The 18,238-nt window shown below is 59.3% G+C and carries 14 protein-coding genes; 9 read left to right on the forward strand and 5 right to left on the reverse strand.

Going from position 1 to position 18,238, the window contains the following annotated elements; all coding sequences use genetic code 11:
• Nucleotides 1-77: 77 nt before the first annotated feature.
• The gene (locus tag ACMYSP_RS23300) at nucleotides 78-2,240 is read right to left on the reverse strand and encodes a TonB-dependent siderophore receptor (protein WP_434584420.1); all 2,163 of its coding nucleotides are present in this window, start codon (nucleotides 2,238-2,240) and stop codon (nucleotides 78-80) included.
• Between the two features lie 424 nt (nucleotides 2,241-2,664).
• On the opposite strand from ACMYSP_RS23300, the gene ACMYSP_RS23305 reads away from it, so the two are divergent.
• From ACMYSP_RS23305 to ACMYSP_RS23325, 5 genes are read left to right on the forward strand one after another with little or no spacing between them, the layout of a single operon-like run.
• Nucleotides 2,665-3,486: an ABC transporter ATP-binding protein gene (locus tag ACMYSP_RS23305; protein ID WP_434584422.1), complete on the forward strand. Its 822-nt coding sequence runs from the start codon at nucleotides 2,665-2,667 to the stop codon at nucleotides 3,484-3,486.
• Nucleotides 3,483-4,505, forward strand: a complete 1,023-nt coding sequence (locus ACMYSP_RS23310) for a FecCD family ABC transporter permease (protein ID WP_434584423.1) — start codon at nucleotides 3,483-3,485, stop codon at nucleotides 4,503-4,505. Before ACMYSP_RS23305 ends, ACMYSP_RS23310 begins: the two co-directional genes overlap by 4 nt.
• Entirely contained in the window at nucleotides 4,502-5,554 is a 1,053-nt protein-coding gene (locus tag ACMYSP_RS23315) for a FecCD family ABC transporter permease (protein ID WP_434584425.1), read from the forward strand. The genes ACMYSP_RS23310 and ACMYSP_RS23315 overlap by 4 nt, the downstream gene beginning before the upstream one ends.
• 15 nt (nucleotides 5,555-5,569) lie before the next feature.
• Nucleotides 5,570-6,523 (forward strand): iron-siderophore ABC transporter substrate-binding protein, encoded by a 954-nt coding sequence (locus tag ACMYSP_RS23320; RefSeq protein ID WP_434584427.1) that lies wholly within the window; start codon nucleotides 5,570-5,572, stop codon nucleotides 6,521-6,523.
• Nucleotides 6,520-7,419 carry a MurR/RpiR family transcriptional regulator gene (locus ACMYSP_RS23325; protein ID WP_434584429.1) on the forward strand — a complete coding sequence of 300 codons (900 nt, stop codon included), beginning with the start codon at nucleotides 6,520-6,522 and terminating at the stop codon, nucleotides 7,417-7,419. Before ACMYSP_RS23320 ends, ACMYSP_RS23325 begins: the two co-directional genes overlap by 4 nt.
• Nucleotides 7,420-7,446: 27 nt before the next feature.
• Here ACMYSP_RS23325 and ACMYSP_RS23330 read toward each other — a convergent pair whose 3' ends face one another.
• A complete protein-coding gene (locus tag ACMYSP_RS23330) occupies nucleotides 7,447-8,652 on the reverse strand; it encodes an MFS transporter (protein ID WP_434584430.1) in 1,206 nt (401 codons plus the stop codon).
• A 310-nt stretch (nucleotides 8,653-8,962) separates the two neighbouring features.
• On the opposite strand from ACMYSP_RS23330, the gene ACMYSP_RS23335 reads away from it, so the two are divergent.
• Nucleotides 8,963-10,120 carry a M20 aminoacylase family protein gene (locus tag ACMYSP_RS23335; RefSeq protein ID WP_434584432.1) on the forward strand — a complete coding sequence of 386 codons (1,158 nt, stop codon included), beginning with the start codon at nucleotides 8,963-8,965 and terminating at the stop codon, nucleotides 10,118-10,120.
• A 65-nt stretch (nucleotides 10,121-10,185) separates the two neighbouring features.
• On the opposite strand, the gene fdhF is transcribed toward ACMYSP_RS23335, so the two are convergent.
• Both fdhF and ACMYSP_RS23345 read right to left on the reverse strand, forming a co-directional pair.
• Complete coding sequence (gene fdhF, locus ACMYSP_RS23340) at nucleotides 10,186-12,336, reverse strand: formate dehydrogenase subunit alpha (protein ID WP_434584434.1); 2,151 nt, start codon at nucleotides 12,334-12,336, stop codon at nucleotides 10,186-10,188.
• 241 nt (nucleotides 12,337-12,577) lie between these two features.
• Nucleotides 12,578-13,660 (reverse strand): malate/lactate/ureidoglycolate dehydrogenase, encoded by a 1,083-nt coding sequence (locus tag ACMYSP_RS23345; protein WP_434584436.1) that lies wholly within the window; start codon nucleotides 13,658-13,660, stop codon nucleotides 12,578-12,580.
• Nucleotides 13,661-13,894: 234 nt separating this feature from the next.
• Between ACMYSP_RS23345 and ACMYSP_RS23350 the strand changes: the two genes are divergently transcribed.
• Complete coding sequence (locus tag ACMYSP_RS23350) at nucleotides 13,895-14,014, forward strand: small membrane protein (RefSeq protein ID WP_148060390.1); 120 nt, start codon at nucleotides 13,895-13,897, stop codon at nucleotides 14,012-14,014.
• Between the two features lie 28 nt (nucleotides 14,015-14,042).
• On the opposite strand, the gene ACMYSP_RS23355 is transcribed toward ACMYSP_RS23350, so the two are convergent.
• The gene (locus tag ACMYSP_RS23355) at nucleotides 14,043-15,002 is read right to left on the reverse strand and encodes a helix-turn-helix domain-containing protein (protein ID WP_434584438.1); all 960 of its coding nucleotides are present in this window, start codon (nucleotides 15,000-15,002) and stop codon (nucleotides 14,043-14,045) included.
• Nucleotides 15,003-15,365: 363 nt separating this feature from the next.
• Between ACMYSP_RS23355 and nqrC the strand changes: the two genes are divergently transcribed.
• On the forward strand, nucleotides 15,366-16,124 hold the full coding sequence (gene nqrC, locus ACMYSP_RS23360) for an NADH:ubiquinone reductase (Na(+)-transporting) subunit C (protein WP_434584440.1): 759 nt from the start codon (nucleotides 15,366-15,368) through the stop codon (nucleotides 16,122-16,124).
• Nucleotides 16,125-16,274: 150 nt separating this feature from the next.
• Nucleotides 16,275-18,215 (forward strand): FTR1 family iron permease, encoded by a 1,941-nt coding sequence (locus tag ACMYSP_RS23365; protein ID WP_434584441.1) that lies wholly within the window; start codon nucleotides 16,275-16,277, stop codon nucleotides 18,213-18,215.
• Nucleotides 18,216-18,238: the final 23 nt, after the last annotated feature.

Here is an 18,238-nt window from a genome sequence, read left to right on the forward strand (position 1 = left end):
AGGTCGCTGGGAAAAACAGGCCCGGACAGGCCGCCGTTAGCATCAACAGCGGCACGGTCCGGGACAGGGTGACGGGCTCAGAAGTCCATTTTCACCGTGAACTGCACTTCGCGCGGATCGCCAATCTGGTTGCCCAGGTTGTTGGTGGCGATGGAGGAGGTGTAGTAGGTCTTATCAAACAGGTTCTTCACGTTCACCTGCAGGGTGACCGGGTACTGCAGTTTCATCTTATAGGCGGCAAAGACATCGGCCACCGCGTAGCCCTGCAGATAATAATCCGCGCCGTTGGTGCCGGAGCGCTTGCTGACCGCACGACCACCGCCGCCGACGGTCAGGGTGTTGCTGTCGTAGACGTTATGGATGTCGTAGCTCAGGAACAGCGAGCCGGTGTGTTTTGGCACATTGGGCAGCGGCTTGCCGGCGTAGTCCGGATCGTCGAGCACCTTGGCGTCGGTATAGCCGTAGCTGGCGATCACGCTCAGGTTGTCGGTGATCGAGCCGGCCAGATCCACCTCGACGCCGCGGGAGCGCACCTTGCCGGCGGTCTTGGCAACGGTCTCATCGCCGACGCTTTCGGTGTACATCACGTTGCGCTTATGAATATCAAACAGCGCGATATTGGCGGTAATGCCGTTTAACAGATCAAACTTCGCCCCGACTTCATAAGAGGTGGACTCTTCCGGCGGCAGGTTGCCAATGTAGCTGGCGATCGACGACTGCGGCATAAACGACTGAGCCACGTTACCGAACAGCGACACGTTTGGCGTCAGCTTATAGACCAGACCAAACTTCGGCGTCCATTTCTGATCGTTGCTGTCGGTGTTGACGTTAAACGGTCGACCCTTGCCCGCATACTGGGTGTAGTACTGATAGCGGACCCCGGCGACGGCATTCCAGTTATCGGTCAGATACAGCGCGTCCTGAACGTAGGCGGCGTAGCTTTCCTGCTGGATGGTCTGGTCGCTATCGGATGCTGACACGGTGTTGCAGGTACCGACCGTACCGTATACCGGGTTGTAGATATTGAACCCTTTGACGTTTTTACAGCGAATCATGTCGGTACGCAGCAGATCGTAATACTCATAGGCGACGCCGGTGAGCACTTCGTTATAAAAGCCGCCGACGACCACGTTGCCCTGGAGATCGGCTCGGGTCGAGTGCATTTTCTGCGTCGAGCCGTGGGTCGCATCGACGCGGCGGGTCAGATCGCCGGTGGCTGAATCGTAGGCCATGACCCGCGCCTGGTTATCGTTGTAGTGATCCTGGCTGTAGCTGTAGTCGAAGCGGGCGGTCCAGGCGTCGTTCAGACGGTATTCGGCATTCAGCTGCGCCAGATCGGAATAGCCGTCGGTAATGTTAAACGACTCGTCAAAGCGCGTTTTCCGATCGACGTTGACCGCGTGGCCGGTATTGAGATCGAAGATGGTTCCGCGATCGAACGGCGTATTGTAATCGCGGTGCGAATAAGAGACGTTCACCGTCGCGTTGTCGCCAAACCAGGTCAGAGAAGGGGCGATAAAGCTGCTTTTCTCTTTGCCGAAGTTGCGCCAGTAATCTTCATTTTGATACTCACCGATAATGCGATAGGCCAGACGGGTCCCTTCGATAGGGCCGGTCACGTCGAACTGGCCGGTTCCGCCGCCGAAGCTGGTGGAGGTCGCGGAAATCGAGCCGCCGAAGGTGCGTTCCGGGCGTTTCGTCACCACGTTAATTAATCCGCCGGGATCCAGGATACCGTATAGCGTCGACGCCGGGCCTTTCAGCACTTCGACGCGCTCGGTGGCGGCGGTGAAGCTGCGCGGCAGGACGGTACGCAGCCCGTTAGTCATGATCGAACCATCACGGTTGGCGCCAAAACCCCGGCGGGTAAAGGCATCCTGCGTGCCGCCCAGCGTATTGGTCTGAACGACGTTGGCGACGTTATACAAAGCCTCGTCGAGGGTGGTCACGTGCTGGTCTTCCAGCACCTTATCGCTGACGGTATTCACGACCTGCGGAATATCCATCAGCGGCATCGACGTTAGCGTCGCGGTTGAACTGCTTACCGGCTGATAGCCGTTGGTCGCAGGCTGCTGCGACTTGTCGGCGACCACGGTGATGGTTTCATCTGCGGTGGTTTTATCGCTGGTGGTGCTGTTTTCTGCTGCAACTAATCCCGGTGAGGCAAAGGAACCTAAAAATATCAGTGAAAAAAGTGCGCGCCCTTTCAGCGTAGTGAAAGGGATCGTTGATTGAGTCATTATCTGTTTCTCGTGAACGCATCTGCCCTTTGCGGACAGAAAAGCCAATTAAATCATTGCCCTTAATAATATTATCTGCCCGTTATTCGCGATGATTTGCGTTCAGGCATGTAATTGAGAATCATTCAATCACGAGGGGATGTAGTAGTAAATGTTATGTAACATAAAAAAATTGCCGCCCGCTAATGCACCTGCCTTGCCTCAGGATTGCGTTGAGTATTCTGTTTAACACCTTGTTTATTAATACTTAAGTAGGTAGCGTCGACCGTGGCTTATTCCGTAGTGATGACGAGGGTTTCCTGAAGCGTTTGGCTATTGACTACTACATTCATCCGCCGCATGATCAAAAGAGAATGAGATTTATTTTTGTTTGAGTGCGAACGTGCGGGCCCAATGCCACGCCGTTGCGGCGCAGGAGCGAGTTATGCCACAGCGGGTGATGCCTGCAGAGCAGGGGATCGTACTGGATGCCCTGTCGGCCGGATATGGCCAGACCCTGATTGTCGACGATATTCATCTGACGATCCCTCACGGTAAAATGACGGTACTGGCCGGGGCCAATGGTTCCGGTAAATCCACGCTGCTGTCGACCATCGCCCGTATGCTGAAACCGCTTGGCGGCAGCGTTCGCCTGGACGGTCAGTCCATTCATGAGATGCCGACCCGGGCGGTTTCACGCCAGTTAGGCATTCTGCCGCAGTCGCCGCTAACCCCGGAAGGGCTGACGGTGTTTGAACTGGTTTCGCGCGGGCGCTATCCCTGGCAGGGGTTTATGCGCCAGTGGTCTGATGCCGACCAACAGGCGGTGGAAGAGGCGATGGCGCTCACCGGCACTACGGAATTCGCCCGTCTGCCGGTAGACAGCCTCTCCGGCGGCCAGCGGCAGCGCTGCTGGATAGCCATGGCGCTGGCCCAGCAAACGGCGACCATTCTGCTTGACGAACCCACGACCTGGCTCGATCTGCGCTACCAGGTCGATATCCTCGAACTGCTGCAAACCCTCACCCGTGAACACGGGCGTACGGTGGTCACGGTGCTGCACGACCTGAACTTCGCGGTCAATTACGCCGATCTGCTGGTGTTTCTCAAACAGGGACGGATCGCCGGTGTGGTAGGAGAAAACGAACGCTGCACCCCGGCGCTAATCAAAACCGTGTTTGACGTTGAGGTCCAGATGTCCCTCAACCCGCAAACCGGCAAACCGTTCTTTATGCCGTTCCGCTCGTCGCAGGGAGCGGGGCAATGAGTGCCGCCGCGCTGGTGCTGTCGCACCGTCGTCAGTCGCGCCCGTTGCTGGCGTTGGTCCTGCTGATGCTGTTGCTGGCCGTGACGTCGGTGATCCATCTGGGGCTTGGTGCGCGCTGGATTGCACCGCAAACGATCCTGCAGGCGCTGACCCATTACGATCCGCGCAATTTTGACCATCGGATCATCGTCGATCTGCGGCTGGTCCGCCTTCTGGCGGCGCTGCTCACCGGGGCGGTGCTCGGCGTAGCCGGGCTGTTGCTGCAGACGGTGATTCGTAACCCATTGGGAGAACCGCATATTCTGGGCCTGAACGCCGGCGCATCGCTGGCGGTGGTGGTCACCTCCGCGCTGGGTCTGGGCGGCCTGGCGTGGGAGCGTCCGCTGATTGCCGGCTGCGGCGCGGCGTTGCTGTTTGGCGGGGTTATGCTGCTGGCAACCTCCGGGCGCGGCGGGGCAACGCCGTTGCGCATCACGCTGTGCGGCGTGGCGCTTTCGGCCTTTGCCTCTGCGGTAACCGCGGCCATCCTGATCCTCGATGAACAGACGTTGCTGGCGATGCGTACGTGGCTGGCGGGCGATCTTGCCGGTCTGAACGGCGCCATCCTGCGGTCGGCGGCGGTGCCGGCGTTGGCAGGTGCGCTGCTGGCGCTGTTTATCGCGCCGCGGTTGAATATTCTGGCGCTGGGCGAGAACGTGGCGCTGGGCCTGGGAGTGAAGATCGTCCAGACCCGGCTGCTTGGCCTGGCGGCCATTGCCCTGTTGTGCGGCTCGGCGGTGGCGGTGGCCGGGCCGATCGGCTTTGTCGGGCTGGTGGTCCCGCATATTGTGCGCCGGCTGATCAGCGAAGATCTGCGTCTGGCCTTGCCATTGGCTGCCCCGGTCGGGGCGCTGGTGCTGGTGGTCGCCGATATTGCCGCGCGTACTCTCGTCGCGCCGCAGGAACTGGCGACCGGGGCGATGACCGCGCTGGTGGGAGCCCCGGTATTTATCTTTATTGCCGCGAGATTTTTTAAATGAAAGACGTTGCCGCTCACGCCGGTTTTCGCCCGCTGCGGGTCGGGCACTGCCAGCTGTTAATCCGCCCGGCGGCGCTGAAAATCGCCGGTGTGTTGATTGTCGCGATCCTGCTTCTGGCGTGCTTTGGTCTGGCACGCGGCAGCTTCCCGCTGCCGACGGGTACCCTGGCTCGCGCGCTGTTCGCTCCGCAGGCGCTGGCGGAACAGCCGCGCTTTATCCTGTTTGATATCCGCCTTCCCCGGCTGTTGATGGCGCTGCTGTGCGGGGCAATGCTCGGCCTGGCGGGCGCGGCGATGCAGAGTATCACCCGCAACGGTCTGGCCGATCCGGGGCTGATTGGCGTTAAAGAGGGGGCCAGCGTAGTGGTGCTGGCACTGATTTTGTTTTTCCCGGCGGTGGGGCTGGTCTGGCGGCCGCTGGCGGGGATCGTCGGCGGGCTGCTGGTGGCGCTGCTGGTCCTGGCGCTGGCCCGCGACTGCGCGCGTCCGCGCTTTATTTTGATCGGTATCGGCGTCTCCTGGACGCTGGCGTCGGCAGTGGGCATTTTTATGACCACTGCCGATGTCCGTGATGTCCAGACCGCCATGATCTGGCTTGCCGGGAGCCTGCATGCGGCAACCTGGCCGCTGCTGGCGGTTGCCCTCATCTGGGTGCTTCCTGGCGCACTGATTCTGTTGCTCACCGCCCGGGCGGCGGACGTGGCGCTGCTTGGCGATCGTACAGCCGTCGGTCTGGGGGTGCGGCTGCAGAGCCTGACCCTGCTGCGCTTTTTCGCCCCGGTGCTGCTGACCTCCGCCAGCGTATCCTGCGTCGGCAGCCTGGGGTTTGTCGGGCTGATGGCACCGCATATGGCGCGCTTTGTGCTGCGCGGCGGCCAGGTGGCGTTGCTCTGCGGTAGCGCATTGATTGGTGCGCTGCTGGTGTTGCTGACCGACACCATCGGGCGTCTGGCCTTTGCGCCATTGCAAATTCCGGCCGGGATCGTTATCGCCCTGGTCGGGTGTCCGTTTTTTATCTTGCTGCTGTGGCGTCGTCGTGACGCCCTGTAATGTTGAAGGGTTGCTATGCGTTGGTTGATCTCTTTGTTGTTGGTGGTGGGTGCTACCGCTGGCGCCGCCGAGCGTCAGACTCAAACATTTACCGACGATCTCGGTCGGGTGGTGACGGTACCGCTGCATCCGCAGCGCATTGTCTCAATGCACGACCTCGATATCACGATCCCGCTGATTGAGCTTGGGGTGCCGCCGGTGGCCAGCCACGGACGGACGCGCCCGGACGGCAGCCATTTCCTGCGCTCCAGCGCCCAGTTGACCGGCGTCGATTTTGATAACAGCACCATTCAGTTTATCGGCACGGCGGATATCGATCTGGAAGCGGTGGCGGCGGCAAAACCGGATCTGATCATCACCGAACCGAGTCGTCACGTTTCCGTCGAGCAGCTGCAGAAGATTGCTCCGACGGTCAGTATTGACCACCTGCAGGGCAGCGCGCCGCGTATTTACAGCAAGCTGGCGCAGCTGACCGGCAGCGAAGCGCGGCTGGCGATCCTCGAACGGCGCTATCAGGCACAGATCGCCCAGCTTAAAGCGATGGTCGACACCCAAAATATCAGCGTGTCGGTGATTCAGGCCAACAATGGCAAAGTGACCGTACACCACTCATATCATGCCTTGGGACGGGTGCTGCGCGATGCCGGCTTCCGTTTCCCGCCGCTGATCGACAAGATCCCCGACGGACAGCGCATTGACGTCAGCGCCGAACAGCTGCCGGAGCTGGATGCCGACTTTGTCTTTGCCACCTGGCGCTCGGATACCGGAGGGAAACCGCAGGACGAGCTGCAGGCGATGGAGGCGGTGATGCCCGGCTGGTGTGACTTTATGCGCGCCTGTCGTACCGGGCGCTATATCCTGCTGCCGCGCGAAGAGGTTATCTCTAATTCGTTTGCCGCTCTGAGTCTGATGGTGGCGCAGGTGCAATCGCATATTGCCGGACGGCCTCTGCCGGCGGGGCTGAAATGAAAGCTACGGTGAAAAAAGAGAAAGGGCGGGTTGACCTGTTTGGCGACCGTTTCCGCGCCCGGGCGCACCAGCTGTCGCCGCGTCTGCTGGCGGTGGTCAGCTATATCAACGAAAACCGCGAAGTGGTGCTGGAGCGCACGGCGATGGAGATTGCCGCCGCCACCCACACCTCGGACGCCACGGTGGTGCGGGCGATTCAGGCGCTGGGATTTGCCGGACTGCGCGAGCTGAAGCAGACCATGGAGCGCTGGTTCGGCCCCTCGGCCACCTCGTCGGAGAAGATGCTCTCCACGGTCAATGCCCTCTCAAGCGACGTCAATTCGAGCATCGATTTTGTGCTTGAGGGGCATCAGCGCGCCTGCGAGGTGCTGTCCCGTCCCGCCAACCGGGCCGCCGTCGCCCAGGCGGTGGCGCTGCTCAGCGAGGCGCGGCAGGTGGCGATTTTCGGTATCGGAGCCTCGGGGATTCTGGCGGAGTATACCGGGCGACTGTTTAGCCGCATCGGCTTACCTTCTTACGTCATGAACCGGACCGGATTCAGCCTGGCCGAGCAGCTGATCAACCTGCAACGCGGGGACGTGATGATAATGATGGGGCAAAAATCGCCGCATCGTGAAGGGATGACCGCGCTGCGGGAAGCCCGACGGCTGGGGATCCCGACAATTTTGCTGACCCAGGCGGTGGAGTCGCGCTTTAGCCAGGAGGCCCAGGTGGTGATTGACGTCCCGCGCGGCGGCGATAATGGCCGGGTGCCGCTGCACGGTACGGTGCTGGTGTGTCTTGAGATGCTGGTGCTGTCGGTGGCGACCACCTCGCCGCAACGCACCATCAAGTCGATGAAGCGCATTAACGAGCTGCACAAGGCGATTGGCAAGTCCGGCGGCAAGCGCGGCTAAGCGGAGCTCCCGCGTAACCCGCGGCGATTACGCGGTGGCCGGCTCTGCATCATCGTCGTCGTCGCTATCCTCATTGGCTGCCGCCAGCAGCGACTGTTCGGTTTTCCCCAGACACTGAATCAGCAGGAACAGCCCGCCGCTGGCCAGCAGGGTGATCAGTAACCCGTCATAGCCCGACACGCTGATCACCAGACTGCTGATGACCGGTCCGGCCACGCTACCCGCCGACCAGAAGAATCCCAGCAGCGCATTTATCATGATCAGCTTTTGCCCGTTGAAGGTCTTCCCGGCCCGCACCAGCGAGAGGGTGTACAGCGCTCCCGCCGCGGCACCGAGCACCAGGCAGCCGGCAATCAGCTGAACGGGCGATACCAGCAGGAACGGCAGCGCCAGCAGGGCGAGGCAGAACACCGCGGCGCAGCTGAGATGCACCCGACGGATGCCGAAGCGGTCGGCCACCCAGCCCAGCGGTGCCTGGAACAGGGCATCGCCGGTTAAGACGATGGTCACCAGCAGCACCGCCATCGCTTCGTTCAGCCCTTTATCCATGCCGTACAGCGGCAGCAGCGCCAGAATGCTGGCATCAAAGAAGGCAAAGCAGAATACCCCGGAGGCCAGTACCGGCAAGAACGCGCCGAGGCTGCGCCAGCTGGCGCGCTCTGACAGGGTTTCGCGGCTGCCGGTTGGCAGATGGCGCAGCATCAGCAGGCAGGCGGCAGTGAGGACGACGACCGCCACCAGCACCCAGATTTGATATTCGCTGCCGGCGGAGATCAGCAGCGGCCCGGCCAGTTGGCAGCCGGTGAAGGCCGAGGCATAAATGCCGGTCAGCGTTGCGCGGTTTTTACCTGCCGCGCCGCCGGTGATCCAGCTTTCGCCGAGGACGATAATCACCCCGGACGCGATACCGGTCAGAAAACGAGGCAGCAGCAGCTGCATCAGATCTACCGTCAGGCAGGAGGCTATCGTCGCCAGCGCTAACAGCAGAAGGCTGGCGATCAGCAGGTGGCCCATCTCAAAACGACGGCACAGCGCAGGGGAGAGGAACGACGAGAGCATCATGCCCGCAGGCGGCAGCGCGGCCAGCAGGCCGACGTAGACGGTGTCGGTCTGTTGCTGGGCAAGCTCAAGGCTGATTAACGGCACCGTATAACCGGTGATAAATCCCACTAATGACGCGGCCATGATCATCGCCAGCGTGGGGGCAAGGCGATTCTGGTCTTGGTTAAACATTTTATTCCCGATAACGGAAGTCAACAGGTGGATAATCCGGCAGATTGCCGACAGGCCTGCATATTAATTAATCGTATGGCGGATGTCACCGTTGAAATGACTACTATTATTGATACGCCAGCGCCAGCCGCTGGCAAAACGCCGGGTTTACTCCGTGGGGGAGTGTTGTCAGCGCGCTGGCGAAAGGATATAACCATTAGGGCACTCCGCGGGGGCGGAGGCGTGCTGGCGGGTATAACAATCGTGGCCCGCATTATTATTCGTTCAGCTATTCGTTCAGCGTTGAAGCTGTGCAGGAAAGGAGCAAGACATGGCAGTATCGCCATCATCGATCGCTGAGGCCATTCGCTGGCGACGTGAATTTCATGCCTGCCCGGAGCTTGGCTATCAGGAACAGCACACCGCGCGCCGCGTCGCTGAATTACTGACCTCTTTTGGCCTGCAGGTGCATACCGGGCTGGCGGGGACCGGCGTGGTCGCCACCCTGGAGAACGGTCCTGGGCCGGTTATCGGGCTACGGGCCGATATGGACGCGTTACCGATGACCGAATCCGGCGATCTCAGCTATAAATCGCGCAATCCTGGCGTGATGCACGCCTGCGGCCACGACGGACATACCGCCATGCTGCTGGCGACGGCGTCGCATCTGGCGCAGACCCGCCGTTTTCGCGGCACGGTGCACTTTGTCTTTCAGCCGGCGGAGGAGAATCTCGGCGGCGCGCGCAAAATGGTCGAAGAGGGGCTGTTTGAGCGCTTCCCGATGGACGCCATCTACGCGCTGCACAACTGGCCGGGCCTGCCGTTAGGCCACGTGGCGGTCAACGAGGGGGCGATGATGGCTTCGCTGGACGCCTTTGAAATCACCCTGACCGGCAAGAGCTGCCACGCGGCGATGCCGGAAAGCGGTGCCGACCCGATCGTCGCTGCGGCGCAGCTGATCATGGTGCTGCAGACCATCCCGTCACGCCGCCTGTCGCCGCAGGAGTCGGCTGTGGTCAGCATTACCCAAATTAACGGTGGTGAAGCGATTAACGTACTGCCGGATAAGGTCGTGCTGCGCGGGACGTTCCGCTGCCTGAGCAACCAGGTTCGCGCCCGGGTGAAAGGGCTGATCGCGCACTATGTCGAGACCCAGCCGCAGGTTTCTGACGTGCAGGGGGAGATTGTCTGGTATCCCGGTTATCCGGTGACCCGGAACCATCCCGCGCAGGCGCAGAAAGTGCGAGAGGTGGCGATAGCCGCACTGGGTGAAGCGGCAGTGAACGGGCAGATCAACCCGTCGATGGCGTCGGAAGATTTTGCCTGCATGCTGGAAGCCTGCCCGGGAGCCTATTTCTGGATCGGCACCGATGGTGACATACCGTCAAAGCCGCTGCACAACGCCGGCTACGATTTTAACGACGATCTGATAGCCCCTGGCGTGGCGATGTGGACAAGCCTGGTGGAATCGCTGCTGCCGGTTCGCTGAAACGCGCAGCGGCGGAGGAAACAGGGAGAGGCGAGTCCTCTCCCTTTTTTATGTCAGCCGTACCGTCAGGCGCTGACCGCCGCCTTCAGACGGGCCTTCATATCGCTGTAGGCGCGCCAGGCGTACTGCTCGGCCCACAGCTGGTCCTCGATAGCGTCGATTTTCACCGCACAGTACTTGGTTTCCGGCGTTTTTGAGATTGGATCAAGGTTGTCCTGAGTCAGTTCATTACAGGCGCCGACCCACCATTGATAGGTCATATAGACGGCGCCGCGATTGATGCGATCGCTGATGTCGGCACGGGTGATCACCTTCCCGCGTCGCGAGCTGACCCACACCAGCTGCCGGTCGGCGATCCCCAGCTGTTCGGCGTCGGCGCGGCTGATCTGCACCCGACCAGGTTCATCTGCAAGGGATTGCAACGCCGCGCAGTTGCCGGTCATGGAACGGCAGGAGTAGTGGCCCACTTCGCGCACGGTGCAGAGCACCAGCGGATAGCCGGCATCCGGCGTTTCTGCAGGCGCCCGCCACGGGGCAGCAAACAGCTGGCCTTTGCCGGTCGGAGTATCGAAACGGTTCTCTTTATACAGCCACGGCGTGCCGGGGTGGTCGAGGGTCGGACAGGGCCACTGAACGTGGTTCATGTCGCCCATTTTCTCGTAGGTGACGCCGTAGAACAGCGGGCAGAGTTCGCGCATTTCGTCCCAGATTTGCTGGTTATTGTCGTAATGCATCGGGTAGCCCATCTCGGTCGCCAGCAGGCTGATTATCTCCCAGTCGCGTTTGACGTTAGCCGGTGCCGGGATCGCCTTCTCGAAGCGCTGAAAACCGCGGTCGGCGCAGGTGAAGACGCCGCCGTGCTCGCCCCACGAGGTTGCCGGCAGCAGGACGTCGGCGATCTCTGCGGTTTTGGTCATGAAGATATCCTGCACCACGACAAAATCCAGCGCCTCGATACCTTTACGCACCAGCCCCAGATCGGCTTCGGTCTGTAGCGGATCCTCGCCCATGATGTAGTAGGCTTTGATCTCTCCCTCCATGGCTTTATGAGGCACTTCGGTAATACGGGTGCCCACCTGGTCATCCATGAGCGCCGGGTCGATGCCCCAGGCGCTGGCGAATTTAGCCCGCACGGCGGGGTCGGTGACCTCCTGGTAGCCCGGGAACAGGTTCGGCAGTACCCCCATGTCGCAGGCGCCCTGAACGTTGTTTTGCCCGCGGACCGGCCCGACGCCAACATGTTCGCGCCCGAGGTTGCCGGTCAGCAGCGCCAGGCTGGCCAGCCCTTTGACCACGTCCACCGCCTGGCCGAACTGGGTGACGCCCATGCCCCACATAATGGTGGCCGACGGTGCGGCAGCAAACATTCTTACCGCCTGACGCACCTCCTGCGCTGGTACGCCGGTGATCGCCTCGACCGCTTCAGGCGAGTAGGCTTGTACCGCGTCGCGATAGGCTTCCAGCCCTTCGGTAAAGCGGTCAACGTAATCATGGTTGTAGAGGTCTTCTTCCAGCAGGACGTGACCGAAGGCATTCACCAGCGCCATATTGCTGCCGTTGTTGAGCTGCAGGTGGCGGTCGGCGATGCGGGCGGTTTCGATGCGTCGCGGGTCGCAGACGATGATCTTCGCGCCATTTTCACGGGCTTTAATCACCCGGCGGGCGACGATAGGGTGGGAGTCTGCGCAGTTATAGCCAAAGACCAGCAGGCATTTTGAGTGTTCGATATCGCTGATGGAGTTACTCATCGCCCCGTTGCCGAGGGCCACCTGCAAGCCCGCCACCGAAGGGCCGTGACAGACGCGGGCGCAGCAGTCGACATTATTGGTGTTCAGCACCGCCCGGGCGAATTTTTGCATCACATAGTTGGTTTCATTGCCGGTACCACGGGACGAGCCGGTGGTCATTATGGCGCGCGGGCCGTGCTGCGCTTTGATCTCCCGCAGCTTGTTGGCGGTGTAGCGAATGGCCTCTTCCCAACTGACCGGGGTTAATTTCCCGCCCTTCTGGTAGCGAATCATCGGCTGCTTCAGGCGCGGCGTCAGAAGCTGGGTATCATTGAGGAAATCCCAGCCGTAGTATCCCTTGAGGCACAGCTGATTCTGGTTGGTGACTCCATCGGCCGCTTCCGCGCGGATAATTTTATTGTTATCGACAACCAGCTTGAGTTTGCAACCCGCCCCGCAATAAGGGCAAACGCTTGTGACTTTTTTCATCAGTAACAGACCTGTTAACAGTGAATGAAGATCAATGGTCAGGCCGGGCCCGGCCCGCCATCGTCATGGAATCCTTGCGCCGCGATGCTGGCAGAAGGCCGAAGCGTTATGCAGGAGTTATGCCAATATATAATATATTGATATATATGATTATTTTAATGGCGAGTGTGGCAGGCGTCATGATGTCGTCACTAATGACGATGACGTAGCAGAACGCCCTGAAGGGCGCTCTGCGCTGGGATCAGACCATTTTCTGCTGGAACTGTGCCAGGGTCTCGGGGGCCATACCGGCTTCGCGGGCCGCTTCGCAGATGGCCTGCCAGCTACCGGCATCGAGCGGGATCCCCTGCGCCAGGCGGGACTGACGATTGGCTTCTTCCCACTCGCCCGGCACCAGAATCGGGGTCTGCTGGTCGTGAGGTGACTGCTTACACCAGTCGATAAAGGCCTCGGTTTCGCCCTGCATATCCGGCGCGTCGAAGGTTTCCGGATTGAGAATAATGGTGGTCATACAGTTGAAAATGGCGTCGACGCAGGTCTGCAGGCTCGACTGATGGGTCGTTTTGCCGCCGGAGACGGCGCCGCCGAGGATCTCGCACAGCGTCGCCAGGGCGTAGCCTTTATGCTGGGCAAAGGTGAGCAGGGCGCCTAACGGCGAGGTCTGCATTACCGCCGGGTCGGTGGTCGGCTCTCCGTGGGCGTCAATCAGTGAACCCGGCGCCACGGCTTCGCCCTTGTGCCAGGCGACGCGGGTTTTGCCGAAGGCAATGGCGCTGGTGGCGTAGTCGAGCAGCAGCGGAGGCTGGCCTTTGCGCGGGAACACGACGCATAGCGGGTTGGTACCAAAGCGGCTGTCTTTGCCACGAAACGGCGCGACCATCGGGTCACCCACGACGCTGACAAAGTGGATGGAGATAAACCCCGCCGCCGCGCACTGTTCGGCCCAGTAGCCGATGCGCCCGATATGGTGCGCATTGCGCAGGGCGATCGCCGCCATGCCGTGCTGCCGGGCCTTTTCAATACCCGCCTGCATCGCCTCATGGGCGACCACCTGACCAAAGCCGGCGTTGCCATCGAGGGTCACCACCACACCGGCGTCCTTCATGATGCTGGCGTGCTGGTTAAGCTGGAGATGGCCCTGGGCGTGGGAACGCACGTAGCTCGGGATCATCCCGACGCCGTGTGAATCATGCCCGGCAAGATTGGCCGCCACCAGATGGTCGGCGACCAGAGCGGCCTCGTCAGAGGTACTGCCCAGTTGAGTGAACAGCGTGGTAACGAACTGATGCAGATCGGTTGCCTGAATACGATATCCGGTTGGCACTGATAAGCTCCTGTAGTTAGCTGATGGTGTTGTTTTTTTGTTAAAAGCCTGACTTAGCAGGCTCTGTGTTTGCTGAGCCATGCTGCTACAGCATCGGGAGAAGATCAACGTTTGCGCGCGTAAGCGCGGTGAGGGGCAAACAACAGGATTGAGGCCCGGGGTGCTGTTCGCGCAGGGCAGAATCATTATGATAAAAATGTCAGAATAATTGATAAAGAGAATATCAAAATGAATATCAGCACCCTGCTGTTAATTATCGTTGCCATCGCGCTGCTGGGGATCTCAGTCTATTGCTTACTGAGCTATATCAAAGAACGTAAAGCCACGCAGTTTAAATCGTTTCGCCACCGCTAGAACAATAACCTGCGGCTCACGCTTCCATTTATTGGTAATGGTTATCGCGCCAGGCTTTTGGCGACGCATGATATTTTTCGCGAAAGCTTTTGCTGAATAATGGGTGACTGGTAAAGCCGCAGCGCCAGGAGACCTGTTCTACCGCCAGATGACGATCCTTTTCCAGCAGCTGGCGGGCCGCTTCCAGCCGAATCTCTTTGATCGCCACCATCACCGACGTGCCTTGTTCGTGGAATGCCCGGTCGAGGGTGGCTCTGGAACAGCGCAGCGCCTGGCAAATCAGGTCGGGTGACAGCTGGTGCTGATGATAGTTAAGGGCAATAAACGAGCGCGCACTGTCGACGAGGTGGCTTAATTTTCCGCTTGAGCGCAGTCCTCTTTCCTCGGCCACATCGGCCAGTACCCGCAGCGCAATGTGATGCAGACCGTCGACGATCACCGCCGTCTCGGGCTGAGATAAACGGTCCGATTGCGCATCCAGCAATAACATATGTGATTTTAAAAACTGGGCCAATGGGTGGTTTTCCAGTGAAACTATCGGGCTGGACAGTTTACCGCTGAATAATGTTTTGATTTTATCGCTGTGCGGAATGATATATAGCTGTTTAACATCGTCACATTGATAATGGTAATAATCGCTGCGCTGGTGAACAATCAGCATTCCGGCATCCACCTGGGCGCGGGTGGCCGGGGTTCTGCCGCTGATAACCTGTTTGCCCTGGAGTAATAAAGAAATATAGATCGACGATGTATCCACCTGGTGTGGATCGAAGATCGTCTCGTTTTTAGAGCCCATCGCACTACAAAAATCGCCGGAAGCCCCAGAGATGGTTTTGTGGTTGGCAATTATCGCTTCCGGCCGGCGATTATTCACCACCTTAATACCGTAGCAGTTAAGATTTTGCGATATCCGCTGATAGCGCTCTTCCGGCGCAATATCGGCCGCGCTTAACACATGTGGAACGTACAGCGTCGAAGGTCTGGACATGTTTGTCTCTTATCCCGGGGTGACGGTAGCAGGTGGCGCTTTGTTGTGTCCTGGTATTATAAGATTAATCCTATAACAAGCCAGCGTTTGGCCATTTTTTTACAATTCGATTAGCGCACAGATGACCATTTCGGCGAGCTCGCGATGATGATGAAAAAATAACAATGGCGCGGTTATTTTAATATTTATCACCTGTTTTCAGACCGCGTTTTTAATTAAAAATAAAATGCTGAGGTGGCAATAAAATATATTCATCCGCGGGTGGCAACCAAAATGGCGCTAAAAAATTAGGCTGGACAGCGAGACAAAAACGATCGCAAGCTAATACCAACATTATCATCTACCGACGGGAATCATCAGCGCATGCGTAAAAGTAAAATTATTGTTTTATCTTTGATGATTATTTGTATTTTGTGTTTTGCCATCGTTGCTGCTTATTTTTTGCTGTTGAAAGACAATGACGCCAGGCCGGTAAACCAACAGACCGACACTGCGGTACTCAACGTTGCCGGACTGCTGGGGAGCGGACAGCAGGATCCGCAAACGCTGCGCGCGTTGTACCAGGCACACATTGTCAGCCGCCAGCTGGACCTGGATAGCGGTGAATTGCTCCCCGTCGGCCAGCAGAGTGAGGTGCCACGCTGTGTCGACCTCCAGCCAGCGCGCGATCCGGCGCAAATCCGCCAGCGTTGTTCACCGGTCGACATCTATCTGGTTCGTGATAATAAGCAACGTATTCAACAGATTATCTTGCCGGTTCATGGTAAGGGTGCCAAATCAATGATGTATGCGCTGGTGGCCCTTAACACCGATGGCCGCACGGTCAACGACCTGGTCTATTACCAGCAAAACGAGACGCCGCTGTTAGGGGCGAGGGTAGAAGATCCGCAATGGCGCAGGCAGTGGGTGGGGAAAAAACTCCGCGATGACCAGGGGACCCCGGCGTTGCAGGTGGTACAGAACCAATCAGGCGAACATGATGCCTACACCGTGGATGGTATCAGCGGCGCGACCTTAACCTCCTCCGGGGTCGAGAAAAGTATCAATTTCTGGATGGGCAGCCAGGGATACGGTAATTTCCTGCGCCATCTGCAGCACGACCCGACGCTATTAGCGCGCTGAGTGGTAGCGGATTCCTTAACGCGGCAGCGGTGGATCTTTGCATTATTTGACACAAATTGTCACTGTTTGACATTTTCATGATCTGGGTCATGTGCAGTCTGGCGAAAATAACAATGATAACGATTATCATTATTTTTATCGGAATGCACCATGGCTGCCGCTCGCGCTTTTCTGCTGTTAACGCTGTTTAGTCTCCTGCTTATCAGTGCGCAGGCGATGGCGCAGACCCGCTACACCCCCCTCATCGACGATATCGAACAGCGGCTTGATACCACCGTCGAACTCTACCAGCAGCAAAAAACCAACGAAGCGCGTCGGGAAGTGCAGGCCGCCTATTTCGAAGTGTTTGAAAATCTCGAAGGCCCCATTCGCATCAATTTCTCAGCACGCAAAAGCTACGAGATGGAGAGCAGTTTCGGCGATATCCGGCGGATGATCGCCGATGGCAAACCGCTGGCGGCGATTCAGGCGCGGGTTGACGAGCTGAAACGGGCGCTGCGTGAAGTGGAGCCGGTGCTGGACGGCGGCCATCGGCTGGTGGCGGAGGAGCAGCATACCGCGTTGTCGCGCGACGATATCGCGCTGCACTGGCAGAACAGTTTCCGGGTGATTGACGATCTGCTGGCACAGGCGATGAGCGCCTATCAGGCAGGGAACGTCAGCCTCGCCAGCCAACAGGTGCAGCAGGCGCACTATCAGGGTTTTAAAAATTCAGAGATGGAAATGTCGGTGCGGCAAAACCGTTCGGCAAAAGCGGCGGCGGCGATTAATCAGCAGTTTACCGCCCTGATTGCGCTGACGTCACAACCGGGTCACCTCAACGATGTGGCCTACCAGATCACCACCCTGTTGCAGGAACTGGAAGACCTCCTGCCGGGCCTGCCGACCACCCGCGACGATCAGCCGGTAAACGCCCCGACGGCAGATACCGGCCCTGCACCGGTGGCAGACAGCACAGCAGGGGCCGACTGGGCCACGGTGGCGGCGGAGATTCAGCGCAGTGTGGCGCAGGCGCTGGTGCGCTACCAGCGCGGAGAGGCCCAGCAGGCGATTCTGGATATCCAGGATACCTATTTCGATCGCTTCGAAGCCACCGGGATGGAGAACAAAATCGGCTCCCGCGACGCGACGTTTAAAACCGCCCTCGAAGCCCATTTCACCCGCATGGTGAGCCTGATGAAGGCCGGCCAGCCGCAGGACAAACTGGCGGCGGAAGCCGCGGCGCTGGACGCCGACCTGCAACAGGCGGTGACCATGTTGGGTGAGGGCGAGGCAACCCAGTGGAGCCTGCTGCTCTACAGCCTGATGATCATTGTCCGCGAAGGGCTGGAAGCGCTGTTGATTGTGGCGGCCATCGTCGCCTGGCTGGTGAAAAACGATCATCACGACAAGCTGCCGTTAATTCGCCAGTCGGTGGTGGTGGCGCTGATCGCCAGCGTGGCGACGGCGGTGCTGTTCCAGCTGCTGTTCACCAATTCCGGCGCCAGCCGCGAGCTGCTGGAAGGGGTCACCATGCTGATCGCGGTGGTGATGCTGTTCTCCATGAGCTACTGGCTGCTGTCGAAAGTCGAGGCCCGCCACTGGAAAGCCTGGCTGGAAGGCAAGCTGAGTCATTCCCTTTCCCGTGGCTCGCTGGTCGGGCTGTGGCTGACCAGTTTCCTGGCGGTCTACCGCGAAGGGGCGGAGACGGTGCTGTTTTACTTTGCCCTGCTTGGCGATGCCCAGGGCTTTTCCGGTCACCTGGCCATCGGCGGCGGGTTCGTCATTGGCTGCGTGGTGCTGCTGGTGGCGTGGATCGTGATGCGCTACTCGGTGGTCCGCCTGCCGTTGAAACCCTTCTTCATCTTTACCGGCGGCCTGATGTACCTGATGGCGTTTGTCTTCGCCGGTAAGGGCGTCCTCGAACTGGTGGAGGGCAAACTGTTCCAGCCGACCTTAATCAGCGGGGTACCGGAAATCAGCTGGCTCGGTATCTATCCCTATCTGGAAACCTTGTTACCACAGCTTATTTTGCTGGTTGCTGCCGTGGCGGCGCTGGTCATTATGCGCCGCCACAACCAGGCGCCGACCGTGAGTATAAAAAAATCATAATTACCATCTAAAGACGAGAGGAT

The sequence above is a fragment of the Klebsiella sp. R390 genome (assembly GCF_051131745.1).
Classification (GTDB): Bacteria; Pseudomonadota; Gammaproteobacteria; order Enterobacterales; family Enterobacteriaceae; genus Klebsiella.